The sequence below is a fragment of the Pseudoalteromonas sp. CuT4-3 genome (assembly GCF_035666335.1).
GTDB lineage: Bacteria > Pseudomonadota > Gammaproteobacteria > Enterobacterales > Alteromonadaceae > Pseudoalteromonas > Pseudoalteromonas atlantica.
On record NZ_CP142030.1, the window covers coordinates 103695 to 122047 of the forward strand.

General features: G+C 41.8%; 17 protein-coding genes. 9 read left to right on the top strand and 8 right to left on the bottom strand.

Going from position 1 to position 18353, the window contains the following annotated elements:
- Nucleotides 1-19: 19 nt before the first annotated feature.
- Both lysA and VOI46_RS00530 read right to left on the bottom strand, forming a co-directional pair.
- Nucleotides 20-1273, bottom strand: coding sequence for a diaminopimelate decarboxylase (lysA, locus tag VOI46_RS00525; RefSeq protein WP_004588979.1), 1254 nt, complete (start codon nt 1271-1273; stop codon nt 20-22).
- A complete protein-coding gene (locus VOI46_RS00530; RefSeq protein WP_004588978.1) occupies nt 1274-1465 on the bottom strand; it encodes a lipoprotein in 192 nt (63 codons plus the stop codon).
- 148 nt (nt 1466-1613) lie between these two features.
- On the opposite strand from VOI46_RS00530, the gene cyaY reads away from it, so the two are divergent.
- The 8 genes from cyaY (at nt 1614) to add (ending at nt 11337) form a co-directional block, all read left to right on the top strand.
- Nucleotides 1614-1937, top strand: a complete 324-nt coding sequence (cyaY, locus tag VOI46_RS00535) for an iron donor protein CyaY (protein ID WP_004588977.1) — start codon at nt 1614-1616, stop codon at nt 1935-1937.
- Entirely contained in the window at nt 1934-2590 is a 657-nt protein-coding gene (locus VOI46_RS00540; protein ID WP_004588976.1) for an alpha/beta fold hydrolase, read from the top strand. The genes cyaY and VOI46_RS00540 overlap by 4 nt, the downstream gene beginning before the upstream one ends.
- A gap of 21 nt (nt 2591-2611) precedes the next feature.
- Nucleotides 2612-3547, top strand: coding sequence for a DUF2914 domain-containing protein (locus VOI46_RS00545; protein WP_004588975.1), 936 nt, complete (start codon nt 2612-2614; stop codon nt 3545-3547).
- 35 nt (nt 3548-3582) lie between these two features.
- Nucleotides 3583-4521: a hydroxymethylbilane synthase gene (gene hemC / locus VOI46_RS00550; RefSeq protein WP_024032067.1), complete on the top strand. Its 939-nt coding sequence runs from the start codon at nt 3583-3585 to the stop codon at nt 4519-4521.
- Nucleotides 4522-6354 carry a uroporphyrinogen-III synthase gene (locus tag VOI46_RS00555; RefSeq protein ID WP_004588973.1) on the top strand — a complete coding sequence of 611 codons (1833 nt, stop codon included), beginning with the start codon at nt 4522-4524 and terminating at the stop codon, nt 6352-6354.
- Nucleotides 6351-7460 carry a heme biosynthesis HemY N-terminal domain-containing protein gene (locus tag VOI46_RS00560; protein WP_004588972.1) on the top strand — a complete coding sequence of 370 codons (1110 nt, stop codon included), beginning with the start codon at nt 6351-6353 and terminating at the stop codon, nt 7458-7460. The genes VOI46_RS00555 and VOI46_RS00560 overlap by 4 nt, the downstream gene beginning before the upstream one ends.
- Nucleotides 7461-7506: 46 nt before the next feature.
- A complete protein-coding gene (locus VOI46_RS00565; RefSeq protein WP_004588971.1) occupies nt 7507-10197 on the top strand; it encodes a CHASE domain-containing protein in 2691 nt (896 codons plus the stop codon).
- Between the two features lie 138 nt (nt 10198-10335).
- A complete protein-coding gene (gene add, locus VOI46_RS00570) occupies nt 10336-11337 on the top strand; it encodes an adenosine deaminase (RefSeq protein WP_004588970.1) in 1002 nt (333 codons plus the stop codon).
- Between the two features lie 46 nt (nt 11338-11383).
- On the opposite strand, the gene VOI46_RS00575 is transcribed toward add, so the two are convergent.
- The 4 genes from VOI46_RS00575 to VOI46_RS00590 all read right to left on the bottom strand — a co-directional run bounded on the left by VOI46_RS00575 (nt 11384) and on the right by VOI46_RS00590 (nt 14686).
- On the bottom strand, nt 11384-11800 hold the full coding sequence (locus tag VOI46_RS00575; protein WP_004588969.1) for a CBS domain-containing protein: 417 nt from the start codon (nt 11798-11800) through the stop codon (nt 11384-11386).
- Between the two features lie 162 nt (nt 11801-11962).
- Nucleotides 11963-12676, bottom strand: coding sequence for an NAD(P)H-flavin reductase (fre, locus tag VOI46_RS00580; RefSeq protein WP_004588968.1), 714 nt, complete (start codon nt 12674-12676; stop codon nt 11963-11965).
- Nucleotides 12677-12779: 103 nt separating this feature from the next.
- The gene (gene ubiD, locus VOI46_RS00585) at nt 12780-14246 is read right to left on the bottom strand and encodes a 4-hydroxy-3-polyprenylbenzoate decarboxylase (RefSeq protein ID WP_004588967.1); all 1467 of its coding nucleotides are present in this window, start codon (nt 14244-14246) and stop codon (nt 12780-12782) included.
- 146 nt (nt 14247-14392) lie between these two features.
- Nucleotides 14393-14686, bottom strand: a complete 294-nt coding sequence (locus VOI46_RS00590; protein ID WP_004588966.1) for an MliC family protein — start codon at nt 14684-14686, stop codon at nt 14393-14395.
- Between the two features lie 133 nt (nt 14687-14819).
- On the opposite strand from VOI46_RS00590, the gene VOI46_RS00595 reads away from it, so the two are divergent.
- Entirely contained in the window at nt 14820-15725 is a 906-nt protein-coding gene (locus VOI46_RS00595; RefSeq protein ID WP_004588965.1) for a DUF808 family protein, read from the top strand.
- Between the two features lie 84 nt (nt 15726-15809).
- On the opposite strand, the gene VOI46_RS00600 is transcribed toward VOI46_RS00595, so the two are convergent.
- Nucleotides 15810-16751, bottom strand: a complete 942-nt coding sequence (locus VOI46_RS00600) for a tetratricopeptide repeat protein (protein WP_004588964.1) — start codon at nt 16749-16751, stop codon at nt 15810-15812.
- A gap of 93 nt (nt 16752-16844) precedes the next feature.
- A complete protein-coding gene (locus tag VOI46_RS00605) occupies nt 16845-18245 on the bottom strand; it encodes a M20/M25/M40 family metallo-hydrolase (protein ID WP_004588963.1) in 1401 nt (466 codons plus the stop codon).
- Between the last annotated feature and the right edge of the window lie 108 nt (nt 18246-18353).

Genomic DNA, 18353 nt, shown 5'->3' on the forward strand with positions numbered 1-18353 from the left:
AGCGCCTTAACAAAAACGTTTATGGTAAAATTTTCTCACCTTGATAAAGGCTCTCGATGGTTTCGCGTTGGCGAATAAGGTGGTGTTGCTCACCATCTACCATTATTTCGGCCACGCGTGGGCGAGAGTTGTAGTTTGAACTCATTGTAAAACCATAGGCACCAGCACTTCGCTGCGCCAATAAGTCGCCTTGTTTAAGGGCTAGTTCGCGGTCTTTTCCTAAAAAGTCGCCGGTTTCGCACACTGGGCCCACAATATCAAAGTTATGTGTTGGGGTGTCGTCATCACGCACCGATACAGGAATGATTTTTTGCCATGCCTGATAAAGCGAAGGGCGAAGCATGTCGTTCATACCCGCATCGACAATGGCAAAAAATTTATCCTGGTTTTGCTTAATAAACTCAACCTGCGTTACTAAAATTCCAGCATTAGCGGCTATAGCGCGCCCTGGCTCAAAAATAAGTTCAAGGTGTTTGTAATTGGCTAAGCGCTCGGTAACCTGCGCAGCGTATTCACTTGGGTGAGGTGGCTGTTCATCATTGTAAGGAACGCCTAAGCCGCCGCCAATATCTAAATGAGTAAGCTCAATACCATTTGCTTTAAGCTCATCTATTAATGCCATTAGCTTATCAAGCGCTTCTAAAAAAGGTTTAACCTCAGTTAATTGCGAGCCTATGTGGCAATCTACACCTGTTACTTTTAGACCAGGTAAAGACGCCGCATGCTGATAAACGCTCACAGCCGTTTGAATATCGATACCAAATTTGTTTTCTTTTAAACCGGTAGAAATATACGGGTGAGTTTTGGCATCTATATCAGGGTTTACACGAATAGAAATAGGGGCTTCTAAATTTAACTCGCACGCTACCTCAGAAATACGCTCAAGCTCTGAGGCCGACTCAACGTTAAAACATTTAATACCTAACTTTAGTGCATAAGCAATTTCGTCGGCGGTTTTAGCCACACCTGAAAACACCACTTTACTGGCATCACCGCCAGCTTTTATTACACGCGCCAGCTCACCTTTAGACACTATGTCAAACCCTGAGCCTAAACGCGCTAATATATTTAATACTGCAATATTAGAATTGGCTTTAACTGCGTAGCACACCAAACTTTTATGATTTTTAGTGGCATTTGCAAAGGCTAAATAATGGCGCTCAAAAGTAGCACGCGAGTACACATAACACGGCGTACCATAGTGCTGAGCAATTGTGGCAATGCAGACATCTTCGGCAAATAATTGATTGTTTTGATAGTTAAAATAATCCATTTATTGCTCCTGCACTTGCTCGGTGTTGGTTTTTTTTACGGGCGTTGGCTGTGCCGTATTAGGGGGTGTGTTTTGCTCAGCCTGTTGCTCTGGTAAATACAAAGGCCCGCTTTGGCCGCAGCCAGCTAATGCACTTAGCAGTAAAGTACTTATATATAGTCGTTTTAATTGTAAGGTATGTGTCGCTTTCATTAGATTAATACGGTTGCTGGCTTTATAATCGCAGAGTAACAGAATATCTAAAAAATGCAGCTATTCGCGGATGATTTTATTCCTGTTACACTAGCTGTATATAAACCGTACCCAATATTAGGCAGCTCGCCTGCAAAGGAAAATTACAATGACTGAACACGAATATCACCAATTAGCCGAAGCTCTTATGTTCACAATTGAAGAGCAAGTTGATGATTGCGAAGCAGATTTAGACTACGAATCGGCAGAGGGTATTTTAGAAATAATTTTCCCTGATAAAAGTAAAATTGTAATTAACAAACAAGCGCCTTTGCATCAAGTGTGGGTTGCGACTAAATTTAATGGTCACCATTTTGAAATGCGTGACGGCCAGTGGATTGATAACCGCTCTGGCGCAGAGTTTTGGGAGTTTATGAACCAAGCGTCTACTCGCCAAGCTGGCCAAGAAATTAAGTGGCAATCAAGCTTATGAGTTTAGAGTTTGCACAATACCCAGCGCAAGGTGAGCACAAAGCCACTGTTATTTGGCTACATGGTTTAGGCGACTCTGGCGATGGCTTTGCTCCGGTTGCACCGCAACTTAACTTACCCAGTGAGCTTGGTATACGATTTATTTTTCCGCATGCGCCTATTCAACCGGTCACCATAAATGGTGGCATGGAAATGCGCTCGTGGTACGACATTAAATCTATAGAATTAGACAAACGTGCCGATGAACAAGGCGTGAGAGATTCAGCCGAAAAAGTGCAAGCCCTGATCAATCAAGAAATTGAAAATGGTATACCTGCCAATAAAATTATTTTGGCGGGCTTTTCGCAAGGGGGCGTGGTGTCTTTACATTTAGCGCCGCGATTTGAGCACAAACTTGCAGGTGTTATGGCGCTGTCTACTTATATGTGCGTGCCTGAAAAGCTAGCGCAAGAAGCAAAGCATACTGATTTAAATGTATTTATGGCTCATGGTAGCCAAGATAATGTAGTGCCGCATAGCGCGGGTAGAAGTGCGTTTGAAGTATTAACAGCACATAACATGGATGTAAGCTGGCAAGAATACCCTATGGCTCATCAGGTTTGCGCAGAAGAACTGCAAGCTATTCGCCAATGGTTAATTGCCCGTTTAAGCTAATTTGGAGCCGCTGAGGTCAATATGAGTCAAAAAATAGTTATTAAAGCAAATGTAAAACGCGAACCACAAAATAGTGTACCTAATGTAAGCTACGAGTGGCATTGGCGTCGTATTGCGAGTGTTTCTATGTTGGTAGCAATGACCTCGGCAGCGGTTGTGTATGGCTTAACTAGCTCGGTAAATGCCGAGCAGGGCGAGCAACCTAATGAGCAATCGCCGTATTCACCTTTAAGCGACAACACAGCAGATAATGTTGAGCCCACGGTGAGTATAAATGACGAGCAAACGCGCCCAAATGAGCTTATAAATGATATAGCAGATGTTGCGCCAGCGGTGCTTGAGGATGAAAGCGTTAATAATACTTCGTTAGCGCAAAGCAATAATGAGCAAACGGATATAGAACCAATTGCTAACGTCCAAAGCAATCAAGTTTCTGTTATTGAGCAATCAGATACCGAACTCGCTGAGCCTATCGCTAATCAGCCGCTTACTAGCACGCAGTTAAGCGCATCACCCAATGAACAGCTTCCAGATATTGAAAACGACGACGGTTCGCTAACCAGCAGTGAAGGCTTTTCATCTAATGCGCACATTGCCAGTGTTGCGTTAGGTGCACAAATTGATACAGGTAAAATTAGCCGTGCAGTGCTTACTCGCAAAGTAAGTAAGCGCGAGCCCACTAATGTATTTGCTGCAGATATCCGCTTAAATCAGTTTGAAGAGGCACTTTCGTTTTTTAGTGAGCTTAAAAACCTACAAGGCCAACAAGTAAAGCATGTATGGTCTTATGAGGGTGAAACCATGGCTGAGATTTCACTTAATGTTACCTCGCCGCGCTACAGAACGTACTCAACCAAAAATATTATGAATACACAAACAGGCCATTGGCGTGTAGATGTTGTTGATGAGCAAGGTAATTTAATTGCTCAAAAAGAATTTAGAATTTTAGCTAATTAAGCTTGGCTATTAGCTGTAACTATTTGGATACCCCTATGACAGAAAAAACAAAGTTAGTACGCATTGCAACCCGTAAAAGTGCTTTAGCGCTTTGGCAGGCTGAATTTGTAAAAGCACAGCTTGAGCATTTTCATGCTGATGTGCGCGTAGAATTAGTCCCTATGTCTACTCAAGGGGATATTATTTTAGATACACCGCTTGCTAAAATTGGTGGTAAAGGCTTGTTTGTTAAAGAGCTTGAGCAAGCAATGTTAGATGGCCGCGCGGATATTGCTGTGCATTCAATGAAAGATGTACCCGTTGAATTTCCAGAAGGCTTAGCACTGCACACAATTTGTGAGCGTGAAGACCCGCGCGACGCATTTGTATCAAATAACTTTGCCAATTTAAGCGAATTACCAAAAGGCGCTGTAGTAGGCACTTCTAGCCTTCGTCGTCAGTGCCAAATTAGAGCTTTGCGCCCTGATTTAGTCATTAAAGACTTACGTGGTAATGTTAATACTCGTTTAGCTAAGCTAGATGATGGCCAGTACGATGCGATTATTTTAGCCGCAGCCGGACTGCTACGTTTAAAAATGGACGAGCGTATTGCTGATTATATTGAGCCTGAGGTATCTCTACCTGCTAACGGACAAGGTGCTGTCGGCATTGAATGTCGTATTGACGATGAAGTAACAAAAGCCTTACTGGCCCCGCTTGAGCATACCCAAACACGTATTCGTGTAAATGCAGAGCGTGCTATGAATCGTCATTTAGAAGGTGGCTGCCAAGTACCAATTGGTGCCTACGCATTAGTTGATGGCGAGCAAGTGCATTTACGTGGCCTCGTGGGCGCGGTAGATGGTAGTGAAATTTTACATGACGAAGTAACCGGTCATATAAATGATGCAGAAGCTATCGGTGTGCAGCTTGCTAAAAAATTATTAGCGCAAGGCGCCGACAAAATATTAGCAGAAGTATATAGAGACGCATAAATGACACATATCCTGGTAACTCGGCCCGAAGGAAAAGGCGCAGCCCTTGCTCAGCAACTTGAGCAAGCGGGTTATCAGGCGTCATTATTTCCTGTTTTAAAAATATCCTACCTTACGCCTTCTTCTACCGAGCTAAGCCCGTTAATTAATGCCGATAAAATTATTTTTATCTCTCAAGATGCCGTTACCGCCCTTGCGCAATTAAAGCCAACAATAAATACCAAAGCGCAATTTTACGCAGTAGGGCAGCAAACTGCAGATACTATTTATGCGTTATTTGGCGTGCGCGCAGCAGTGCCTAAGCTACATGATTCTGAAGGGTTATTGGCGCTAAACTCGTTAGCTGAGGTTGATGGTAGCAATATTGTATTAGTAAAAGGCCAAGCGGGGCGTCCAGATATTGCCAAAACCTTAAAGGCGCGTGGGGCATTTTTAAATAACTGTGTGGTATACAAGCGCGAGCCAATAAGCGCTGAAAAAACCAACTGGACAGACCACTGGCAAAGCCTGAAAGTACAAGGTATAGTCATAACCAGTAATGCAGCAGTTGATGCAATATTTAATAACCTGACTGAACAACAGTTACAGTGGTTACAACAGTGCCGATTTTATGTTGCTAGCGAGCGTATAGCCGCTTATTTACAACAGCAACAGGTAAGCTCGGCTAATATACACATTGCCGCAGGGGCAAGCGATACCGCTATGTTTTCCTGCATAAAACAGCAAGGTAGCAAGATGAGCGAACAGTCAAAGCCAGTAACGGCAGATAACACACCAACCACTAAGGCAGCGGCCTCTGCACAAAAAAAAGAGGCAGCTAAAGCACACAGTAAACCACATAACGATAAGCAAAAAATAAGTAAATTAGCGGTATTAGCGCTGATCATTTCGCTTATTGTTGCCTGTGGTGTGGGGTATGAGTTTTACCAAAAACTCAATGCAGGTAAAGCCCAAAATGTAGCTGTTAATGAACTAAAAGAAGAAAACGCGTTATTGTCACAAGAGTTACAGGCGCTCAAGTCTGCGCAATCTAATCTTCAGCAAGCATTGTTCAATAGTGAGCAAAAAGTGGCAGCTGCGCTTAATGAAAGTGCAGAGAGTAACCAGCAACAATTAAAAGCAGCATTGCAACAAGCTCAGCAGCAAGGCGCTTCACTAAACCCGCAAGAAGTAACCAGCTTACAACGTATGGCTGAGTTTAAACTGTGGGCTGAAAAAGATTACCAAGGTGCCAGCGCTGTACTTAAACGCTTAGATGCCTTATTGAGTGAACACCCAGGTACTGTTGCAGTTCGCCAAGCAATAACACAAGACATTCAAACACTAGATAGCTTAAAACCTATCCCAACAGAAGCCATTTACTTAAAACTTAATAGCGTGTTATCAAACATAGATAACCTTGCATTTAATGCCGTTAACATACCCCAAGAAGCAACAGAAATTGAAAAAAATGCCTTGAGTGAAGATGTAAGCGATTGGCAGCAAAACCTAAGTAATAGCTGGAATAAGCTAGTTGATAGCTTTATTACTATTCGCCAGCACGAAGGGGTTGCTATAGAGCCACTGCTAACCGATCAGGAGCGCCACTTAATTAATCAACGTATTAAATTAAATGTGACGCAAGCTCAAGATGCATTAATGAGCAAGCAAGCTAGCATTTACTTTAGTGCCATAAGTGAGGCAAAGCGTCTTGTTAATGAGTACTTTAAACAAGATGACGAGGCGACAAAAGTGGTTATAAACGCACTAACTAGCCTAGAAAAAGAGCCATTAAACTTTAACCCTGAAGTAAACCTACAAAGTACACAGCAGGTTAAGGAGTGGGCGCAATGATAGGGCTTATAGTATTAATTGTTGCGATTGTTTTAGTTTTAGCGATTACGCCATTTGTACTGGATGAAAAAGGCTATGTGCTGATCTCGTTTAACAACACCACGATTGAAGGCACGATTGTATCGTTTTGTATTATGGCGGTAATTAGTGCAACTATTTTGTTTTTAACTTACAAATTAGTGCGCTATTTATTGTCGATTTATCATAATACTAAACATGGTTTTTTTGCGCGTAGCGAAGAGCGAAAGCAAGCAGCTATAGAGCAAGCCTTATGGAGTGCGATAAACGATGATTACGAGCATGTAGAGCAAACGTTATCAGGTAATAGTGTACCCGGTAAGTTTGAAGATATACGCTTAGCGCTATTAGCAAAAGCAGCGCTTGCTAATAACCAAACTGACAAAGCACTAGAGCGTTTATTTGAAATTAGCCCAGAGCAGCAACTTAACGTTGCTAAACTTTGGATAGCCAGTGGCGATAGTAGCGCAATAGAATCACAAATGCGTGCTAACAGCGATTCAAAAAAAGCGACACCACTTGAGCTTAAGCTATACGCCGAAATACTTGTACAGCAACAGCACTTTAGTGCACTTGAAGACTTTTTACCGCGTTTACTTCGTAAAAAATTCCTTAACGATGCGCAGTGGACGCAGCTGTTTAATGCCTATTTTAATGCACAAGCTAGCGATAAAATCACTGAAAAATATAAACAACTTCCTAAAAAGCTACAAGCTCATGCTAATACAGCTTACTTAATGCAAATGGCTAAAGTGGGCCAGTTAAGTACGATTGAAAGTGACTTAATTAAAATGGTGAAGCACGACGAGCAACATGCTCAGCTGGCCAATATATTAAGTAACGCCACCTCGGCAGAGGCTGTAAAGCTTCAAAGTAGTATTCAAGAGCGCCTGAAAAAAGATGATGCAAACAACGCATTATTACTCTCGCTTGCGTGTTTAGCTAATGCTCAAGGCGATTATGAGTTAGCTGCAAAGGTTTTTGATAAAGCCTTGAATATCGAAAACAAAAAGCAATTTGCTCAGCAAGCAGCGCTTAGCTATAAAAATACCGCACAAGCCGATAAAGCACTCGTTTTGTATCAATAAAGGCTACACTTATACTTTTGCAGCTTTGATATTCGGGAGCATTGGGTTGAAACACTTTTTCATTGTCACTGTAAGTTTAGCGTGCGCTTACTTTTTTACCGGATATTTTAGTAATTTACTATTAGCGATAGATGGCTACGCAGTGGCTGTGTGGCCGCCTTCGGGAATTGCACTTGCTGGCTTTTTAATTTGGGGCAGAAAGAGCTTACTAGGTATTGTTTTAGGGGCTTTTTTTACTAACCTCATTCATTTAGAAAGCGCCTCAGCGATATTTCAGTTAAGTGTATTTATGCATGCTGCGGCTGTTACCTTTGCTGCTACTTTACAAGCATGGGTAGGTAGCCAGTTGGTCACGAAAGTGATTAAAGCACCACTCGACTTATCTTCTTTAAAACACTGTATTCAAAGCCTCGTTGTTGCCGGCCCATTGTGCTGTGTTATAGCTGCAGGTGTAGGCACCAGCTTATTAATTTTTAATGGCGTTATTGTGTCTCAAGCCGGTTGGGATACGTTTATAGCGTGGTGGATAGGCGACAGTATTGGGGTGCTTGTTTTTACTCCGCTTATGCTAGCGGCATTTAACTATTCACAGGTAAATTATCGCCTACAAGTTATACTGCCCTCACTGTTAATTTATATGGTTATAAGTATTAGCTTTTATGGCGCGGCCAGTGTAAAAAAAGAAAAAAACATTCAAAAAGAAGAGCTGAAAATATTAGCCACTCAAGATGCTATCAACAATAAAATTAACGAAATAACCGCACACCTCGCCTTACTGGCGACCTTTTTTTCTAGTAGTGACGATGTGAGCTTTACTGAATTTAAGCAGTTTACTTCTAAGCAGCTTAGTTACAGCGAAGAAATTTTAGCATTTGAGTGGGTGCCCTACTTACCAAGTGAAAACCTAGCTCAGTATATAGAGGCTAATAACAACACAGAGCTGGCTAAATATAGCTTAAAAGAAAGAGCAAAAGATGGCAGTTGGCAAGCCGCACCCCAACGAGATTTTTACTACCCCGTACAATACGCACATCCTTTGTCGGGAAATGAAGATGTAATTGGCTTTGATCTTGCCTCAAATGAGGTAAGGCGATCTGCATTAATAAAAGCAAAAGTGTTAAATGAGTTGGTGATCAGTGAGCCAATAAATTTAGTACAAAACGAAGCTGAGCGCGGCGTGTTGTTTTTTCATCCGGTGTTTGGCAACAATATTACCGAAGACGATTTTAAAGGTTTTGTGGTAGCCGTTGTTAGCTTAGAAAGACTATCAAACGCGGTGTTATTTGATCAAAACAACGGCGTTGCAGTGAGCTTTACAGACACCACAACAGAGAATAATGCACAGCCTATTTTTATTGCCGATCACCAGCAACTATTGCCGTTAAAAGACTATAAATTATTGGTAGGTAAGCGGGTGTGGCAGGTGGAGCTGCATCAGCCAATGCAACGAGAGTCATGGTTAGTTTACTGGCTTGCGCAAATAGCCGGCATGTTATTTGTTTGGCTGCTTATTACCTTTTTAATATCGGTAACGGGTACCAATATTCGTATACGTGAGCAGGTAGCAAAACAAACAAAAGTTTTACGCTTAGAAAAGCAAAAGGCCGATGAAGCCAATGAAATAAAAAGCCAGTTTTTAGCAAATATGAGCCACGAAGTTCGCACGCCTATTAATGGTATTAAAGGGCTGCATTATTTAGCCCTACAGCAAAACGATTGGCAGCAAGCCCGCAGCTATATTGAACAAGCAGATGGGGCACTGGGCGTATTGCTAAGAGTATTAAATGATGTGCTCGATTTTTCTAAAATGGAAGCAGGTAAACTTGATTTAATTCAAGAGCCAATTGATGTAGGCACACTCAGTGAAGAAGTGGCTAATTTGCTGCAGTTTGATATAGAAGCAAAGTCGCTAGAATTTATGCTTGATTACGATAAATCAAGTAACTTGGTTATCAACACCGACCCAATACGCTTAAAACAAGTTTTGCTAAACCTAATCAATAATGCCATTAAGTTTACGGCTAAAGGCAGCATCACACTTAAAGTGTGGCAATCTAAAAAAATGACTTACTTTAGCGTTAACGATACCGGTATTGGTATTAGTAAAGAGGCGCAAAAACAGCTCTTTAAACCGTTTGCACAAGCAGATAGTTCTACCTCGCGTCAATATGGCGGCACGGGCTTAGGTTTAAGTATATGCAAAAAGCTTGTAGAGTTGATGGGTGGAGAAATTGATTTAATAAGCCACGAAGGGCATGGTTCTACGTTTACCTTTAGCTTACCAATTTATTCGCCGCTACCAAAGGCTGAGCAAATAAAGCAACAATATGATGAGATAGATGTTAGTACGCTTTCTTTTGCAGATTATAAATTATTACTTGTTGAAGATAACCCATTAAATCAGCACGTCGCGAGCGCTATTTTAAAAACCAAAGGGTGCGTTGCTGATATTGCTAATGATGGTTTTGAGGCGATTGAAAAGCTGACAGAGCATACCTACGACATTGTGCTTATGGATATACAAATGCCAAAAATGGATGGCCTTGAAGCCACGCGAGTTATTCGTAATGAACTTGGTTTGTTTGACCTACCTATTATTGGCTTATCTGCTAATGCCCACGATGACGATGTTAAAAAAGCAGTTGCCAGCGGTATGGATAATTATATTACTAAACCCATTGAAGCAAATACCTTATTTAAAACACTCTGGCATCACTTAGCTCATCAAAATAAGTGAACAAAAACCTAATTTTGTTCACTTTTTGAGTAAAAAGCAGACATATGACCGCTAATATTTACTTTAACTGCTCTACACTTGAAAAATAACTGTACCTGCGTATCATGCGCGCAATTTTAACCTAACCGAGTCGCTATTATGATAAATAAAAAATTACCTCTGCTAGATATTCATCGTCATTTAGATGGCAATGTACGTGCGCAAACCATACTAGAGCTTGGTCGACAGTTTAATATTACGCTACCTGCTGATAACGTAGAGGCGCTTATCCCTCATGTGCAAGTTATTGATCCTGAGCCTGATTTAATGGCTTTTTTACAAAAGCTCGACTGGGGTGTAACGGTACTGGGCGACTACGACGCCTGTAGACGCATTGCCGTTGAAAACATAGAAGATGCTCAAGCGCAGGGACTTGATTATGTAGAGCTTCGCTTTAGCCCGTATTATATGGCACAAAGCCAAGGCTTACACCCGCAAGGGGTGGTTGAGGCCGTGGTTGATGGTATTAAATCGGCTACTCAAGGCGTAAATATTAAAGCAAACTTAATTGGTATTATGTCGCGTACTTACGGTGTTAAAACTTGTCAGCAGGAGCTTGACGCATTACTTGCCTTTAAAAATGATTTAGTGGCGATTGATTTAGCCGGAGATGAAATTGGTTTTCCGGGAGAGCTTTTTGTCGAACAATTTAAGCAAGTAAGAGACGCTTACCTGGCCGCTACCATTCATGCCGGTGAAGCGCTGGGCGCAGCGAGTATTTGGCAAGCCATTAATGAATTAGGTGCAAGCCGTATAGGCCATGGGGTAAAAGCAATTGAAGACCCTAAACTAATGGACTACCTGCGCGATAACCGCATTGGTATTGAGTCGTGCTTAACCAGTAACATTCAAACCAGTACCGTAAACGATTTAGCTAAACACCCCCTTAAGCAGTTTTTAGATCATGGTATTTTAGCGTGTATAAATACCGACGATCCGGCTGTAGAGGGCATTGAAATTGAGCATGAATACCTAGTGGCTGCGCCAAAGGCGGGTTTAACACAAGCCGATATGCATAAGGCACAAGCTAATGCCTTAGAGATTGCATTTTTAAGCGACAGCGATAAAAACGCATTAACTGCGCTTGCTGCGGCACGTTAAATACGCTTAATACAAAAAATGCCGCTTATTAGCGGCATTTTTTATGTTAGCTTACTTTTGTTTGGCAGCTCACGTAATTATCAAACAGTGCTTTTAATACATCGCTTCGGCCAATTAGCCCTATCACGGTATCACCCTCAACAACGGGGTAGTTTTTTGGCTTTCCTGTTTTCATTTGCTCTGCAAGCTCGATAATGTTGGTATCGGCATTAACGGTTACAACCTCGGTTTGCATAAGCTGCGAAACTTTTACAACGCCATCGCAAAAATAGCTGCTTCGCATTAATGGTTTTAACAGCTCTTGCTCAGATATAAAACCAACCAGCGATTTATTGTCATCAAATACTGGTGCACCTAATAAGTTAAACTTTTGCAGCTCACTAATGGCGGTGGTCATTTCGGTATTTGGGGTAATGTGTGGCAACTTACGTTGCATAAAATCTTTTACTTTTGTATTTAACATTTGGGTCTCTCCCGCTGATGTTCTATACAAAGTATGGTTTATAGATAGGAATTTAGGAAATTGTTTATACTGATTAAAGTAATAGGTTATACCAATTAATAGCTTAAATTTGATAGAAATAACAAAGGCGCCATGGGGCGCCTTTGTATTATAAATAAAAATTTATTTTATAAACGCGAATGCATCGGCGTACATGTTTTCGCGAACAGCACCGTGAGCAATAAAGTCATCACGGACAATGCCTATCATGTCAAAGCGACCAGCCATATAAATGTCGTAAGGTTCTAACGACACAATATCTTGCATGACTGCTTTGTGTACAAACCCAGTGTGGCCTTGCCAATTAGCAGATGGGTTTTCTACAACAGGAATAAATTTAAAGTGCTCGTTACTCTCTGCCCATGCTTGCATTTCGCTGTGAGCATACAATGCAGACTCTTCTTTAACACCCCAGTAAAATAGTACCGGGCGGTCGCAGTTAATTTCAGCTAAGTGATCAGCCATTGATTTTGCATAAGAAAAACCAGTGCCGCCAGCCAATAAAATAATAGGGCGCTCGCATTGTAGGCGTAGTTGCGATACACCAAGGCCGGCTTCTATATCTACCGGTGTATTATTTTGATGCGCATTACGTAAATGCTCAAGCGATTGCATTGCGTATGAATCGGCTTTAGATGCGCCAATATGAAGCTCTATTTCATCACATTGCGATGGACGACTTGCAATCGAAAATGCGCGCTTGTCTTTTTCGCCAAGTACAAGTTGCATGTATTGGCCAGCTTCAAACGTAACAGGTTGTTGAGGCTTTAAAATTACTTTATGAACAAATTCTGTAAGTGGGCTGATGGCAACAACTTCAGCTTTTAATGTTTGCATTTTTTACCTTTTAGCAGCGTTTACGCAGATATGCAGTTAAGTGGAGCAATATTAACATATCTGCGGGGTCATTTTATAGCCTGTTTATATTCACTAAGCGTGCTTAAAGTATATCGAGGCTTTGCCAAATTTCATCAACACGATCTTTTGTCGCTTTATCCATGACAATTGGCTCGCCCCATTCGCGGTCGGTTTCACCTGGCCACTTATTTGTTGCATCCATGCCCATTTTTGAGCCAAGCCCAGATACCGGCGATGCAAAATCGAGGTAATCTATTGGCGTGTTTTCAATTAATGTGGTGTCGCGTGCAGGGTCCATACGGGTAGTGATGGCCCAAATAACATCGTTCCAGTCACGGGCATTTACATCATCATCGCAAACAATAACAAACTTAGTGTACATAAACTGACGTAAAAACGACCATACGCCCATCATGACGCGCTTAGCATGGCCTGGGTATTGTTTTTTCATGGTTACCACGGCCATACGGTAAGAGCAGCCTTCGGGTGGCAAGTAAAAGTCGACGATTTCTGGAAACTGCTTTTGCAATATAGGCACAAACACTTCGTTTAATGCCACACCTAAAATAGCTGGCTCATCAGGTGGACGGCCGGTAAATGTACTGTGGTAAATTGGGTTTTTACGGTGTGTTAAATGGGTCACTGTCATCACAGGAAAATCATCAACTTCATTGTAATAACCAGTGTGGTCGCCATATGGCCCCTCGGGAGCCATTTCGCCAGGCATAATGTAGCCTTCAAGTACTATTTCGGCACTGGCAGGGACCTGTAAGTCATTTGAAATTGACTTAACCACTTCTGTTTTACTACCGCGCAGTAAGCCAGCAAAGGCATATTCGCTTAACGTGTCTGGCACAGGTGTCACCGCACCTAAAATAGTGGCAGGATCAGCTCCTAATGCAACCGAAACCGGGTAAGGCTCACCGGGGTTTTCTTTACACCATTCTTGAAAATCGAGTGCGCCACCGCGATGCGATAACCAACGCATAATTATTTTATTTTTACCTAATAGCTGCTGGCGGTAAATACCCAAATTTTGGCGCTTTTTATAAGGCCCTTTGGTAACGGTTAAACCCCAAGTAATAAGGGGAGCGGCATCTCTAGGCCAACAATGCTGTATTGGTAACTTAGTTAAATCTACCTCGTCACCTTCTAGAACAACTTGTTGGCACGGTGCTTTTTTAACTTCTTTAGCCGGCATATTGAGTACTTGTTTAAATACCGGAATTTGCCCTAGTGCTTCTTTAATCCCTTTTGGTGGCTCGGGCTCTTTTAAAAAAGCGAGTAGCTTGCCAACTTCACGCAGCTCGCTTACATCTTCTTGGCCCATGCCCATAGCAACGCGCTTAGGTGTACCAAATAAGTTTGCAAGCACAGGCATACTGTGACCTTTTGGGTTTTCGAACAATAATGCGGGGCCTTTAGCACGTAATGTACGGTCGGCTATTTCGGTCATTTCAAGATACGGGTCGATTTCTTGAGTAATACGTTTAAGTTCGCCTTTTTTTTCAAGCAAATCGATAAAATCACGTAAATCTTTATATTTCATGGTAGGCCGCTACTAAGCAAAAAGTGAAAGTATTATACCCAACTAAACAACAAATGCATGTGCAGTTGTTAAGTCAGTGATAACGTAAAAACAGGGTATTTATTACGATGAGAAAAAAGAAAAAGTTTAAATCGCGAAAGACAAAATTATAAGGCATCGGCTTGTTGAAGTTGGCAGTGGTATTTATTACCTGAAACAATCAGCATGGCTTCATCGGCTTTAGACCAAAATAGCACTCGCTCATTAATATACTTTACCCCTGATGCGCTCGGCTCTTTATTAAGCGTATATGTTTGCTCATTTAAAGTAAGTGTAGCCCCCGCTCCTTGGTGGGCTAATTCTACTACGTGCTCGTTGCATAAGTAGTGGGTACTTTTAGACTCATTACTACAGGCTGATAAAACCAGCATGCTTGTAAAAATAACCACCAATGCTTTCATTTATATCCCCTAAGTAAGTTTGCCATTGATAAAAATCAGTGCGTTTAATCAGCATAACAAAGCAAAATTAACCGTTGGTGAAAATTACGGATTACGCTATGTTGATAGCATTATTTTTTAGCTAGGAAGCAACATGGCAGGCATTAACCTTTTAACATTACTTGATGATATAACCACCTTACTTGATGACATTGCCACAATGAGTAAAGTCGCCACTAAAAAAACAGCCGGTGTACTTGGTGACGACTTAGCACTTAATGCTCAGCAAGTTACAGGGGTTACAGCCGACCGCGAATTACCCGTAGTTTGGGCTGTGGCAAAGGGCTCATTTTTAAATAAAGCCATTTTGGTGCCTGGTGCATTGCTCATAAGTGTATGGCTGCCTTGGTTAATAACCCCGCTGCTAATAATCGGTGGCTTATTTTTATGTTTTGAAGGCGCTGAGAAAGTATTTGCTCGGTTTTTACCTCACCCCGAAAAAGAGGTTGATGAGTCGCAACAATTAGACCCAGCTGAGTATGAAAAGCAAAAAGTAAAAGGAGCCATACGCACCGACTTTATTCTCTCAGCCGAAATTATAGTGATCACCTTAGGAACGGTTGCAGGTGCCACACTTGTAAATCAGGCGCTTGTACTGTGTGTTATAGCCGTATTAATGACTATAGGTGTATACGGCCTTGTAGCCGGTATTGTAAAGCTTGATGACGCGGGTTTGTATTTGCTTAATCAATCAAAGGTGTCGGCTAATAAATTTAAAGAGATGCTTGGTAAGGGGCTATTAGCTGCAGCGCCAAGGCTTATGCAATTTTTAGCCTTTGCCGGCACGGTGGCCATGTTTTTAGTCGGTGGCGGCATTTTATCCCACGGTATTGAGCTACTACATCATTGGCAATTAGAAGTAATAGCCATAGGCAAGTCGTTATTAAATGGCACCGGCGAAACATTAGCCCCCCTTATATTTGACGGATTACTAGGAGTAGTAGCGGGGCTATGCATTGTTATTCTGCATTTAGCTTATACAAAAATATTTAATAAATAACTGCTGTGTGAATTTTTAGGCTGCGCTTTGTTTTATATTTTCATCAAAGCGCAGCCTAATCATTATTTTAAATACAGCCTTAGATTATTTACATTGGCTGTTTTCACAAAGCTGTTCTAGCTCATATTTCGCTTTGCTATTACCTTGCGCTATTGCCTGCTCATACCAATGTTTTGCTGTTTGTACATTTTGAGTTACGCCTTGTCCATCTCGGTACATTTGCGCAAGATTGAGCTGCCCCCATTGCGAGCCGGCATTTGCGGCTAGAGTAAAACTCTCAAGCGCATCGCTATACTGTCCGTTTTTAAAATACGTAATGCCCTGTTGGTTATTTTTGTCGAGCTTTAAACCTTTATATAGCGGTTTTGGTTTTGGCGGAAACATTACAAAACCACCATATAAACTATTTGCTGAGGGGCGCAGTACGTCGTAAATCACCCCGTCGCTGTAAAGTCTTTTTACTTCGCTACGAGGCAAAGTAATTTTGTCATCTGAGAAGTAACCCCTTTGTACTAATAAGCTGGTACGCATTGCAGTAGTAATGCCTTTGTTGCGCTTATAGCTGTAGTTACTTACTTGAAACGTTATAAACTGCTCGTCAAAACTTAAAACTTGCGCAACTTTTAAGTTGGTGAGTGTCCATGGCTCATGAGTAAATTTATCAGCGTGTACTAAATACGTATCGTAGGCTTTAGGGTTAGTTAAGTAGCTTTGCTTTTGCGCTTGCGCTGCAGCGTGTTGTTGGTAAAAAAATAAACCCACCCATAACGCTAAAAATACCCCTATAAAGTATTTAGGTAGAGTGAAAATTTCAAACGTCGGTAACTGCTTTAATTTTACAGGCGCATTATGGCCGCATTGATAGCATTCGTATTTATAGTTTAGTGCTAAAGGTAGAACAGGAATAACCGTAAAGCGTAAAAAACGACTTTGGTTTATTAGATGATAGGCGCGGCTATGGCAGTTAGGGCAGCACTGTATTTGTGCAAAATGAGGAAACGACTGACTCGTATTGAAAAGCAACATGCCCGCACACTCCTTGTTTTATTTAATTTATATAAAGGTAAAACAAGGAGTGCGTTTATCAAAGCGACAAACTGTAAGTAAGTATGTCAGTTATTAGTTAGCCTGCGCTTTCGGTTGAATTGTTGTTTTGGCATCTGCTGCCATTAACGCAAATACAGCATACGCAGCGGTATTTTGGCGCAGTTTAGCAGGCGTTACTTTATCGAGTGTGTCATCAGCTGTGTGATGGTAATCAAAGTAATCAGTGCCATCTTGAGCTAACTCAAATATAGGTGCCGACACCGCTTTTTTTAAGGGGATTAAATCTGGCCCGCCGTTAGCCTGGTTTTTACCAATGTACTCAATGTTTAACGCAGCCAGCTCTTTTGCTATGGCACGCACTACTGGCAGAGAAGCCGCATTAACATTTGACTCAAAACCATATACGACATCGGCGCCAAAGTCCGACTCAGCAGCTGCAACTATATTATGTAAATCGCTTTTATGTTGTGCAAAGTAAGCTTTTGCACCCCAAAGTCCAAGCTCTTCTGCTGCAAACAGTACAACACGAATACTGCGCTTAGGGCGTTTAACATCGCTAATGTGTTTAGCCGCAGCCATTGTTAACGCAACACCTGCGCCATCATCTAATGCGCCAGTGCCTAAATCCCATGAGTCTAGGTGGCCACCAATTAACACATATTGTTCTGGGTTTTCGGTGCCATTAAATTGGCCTATAACGTTATAGCTTGTGCCTTCTCCTAGGCTTTGTGTTTGTACATTTATATTAACCGTTACCTTTTTGTTTAAGGCCACTAAGCGCGCTATTTGATCCGCATCCGGGTTGGCAATAGTTACGTTAGGTATTTTTTTAACCCCTTCTTTATAGTAACTACCACCAGTGTGAGCAAAGCGATGGTGAGCTGTGCTCACTGAGCGCATCATGTAAGCAACCGCGCCTTTTTTTGCAGCTTCAATTGCGCCTGTGGCACGTGCTTTTACTGCGGGGCCGTATCCGTTGCCGTCTATGTCGCGGTTCATGCGGTAATTAATATAGGCAATTTTACCTTCTAAGCTATTTGCTGGTGCTGCAATTAGCTCATCCAATGTTTCAAACAGTACAACCGGTGCGCTAATGCCATCATCGGGTGTGCTTACACTATTACCCAGCGCAGTTAAATGCAGAGGTTGCTCACTTGGGGTGAGTATTTTTCCGCTTTCGCTATAACGGCGCCATTTTGGAAATGTTGCTTCTTCAAGCCATACTTTATCAAAACCAAGTTCGTTAAATTTTGCTTTAGCCCATGCTACTGCTTTTTTATCGTTTTCAGTGCCGGGTAAGCGAGGGCCAACTTCTGTTGTGAGTGACTCGAGTAGCTCGTAGCTTAAATGGCTTTTAAGTGCAGCAGTGCGCACCTCATCAACCTGTTGTAATTGCATTGTGGTGAATTCTGCATTGTTTGCGCTAACGCTGAGGCTGCTAGTCATTAGTAGCGCTGTAATAATTTTTTTCATATAGAGTAAGCCTTTTTATAATTAAGTGTATTAGAGCACTTTTTAAAGGCTTTAAAAAATAGATGAGATGAATGCAGTGGTGTTTTTAATAGGCAGTAAAAAGCCCGC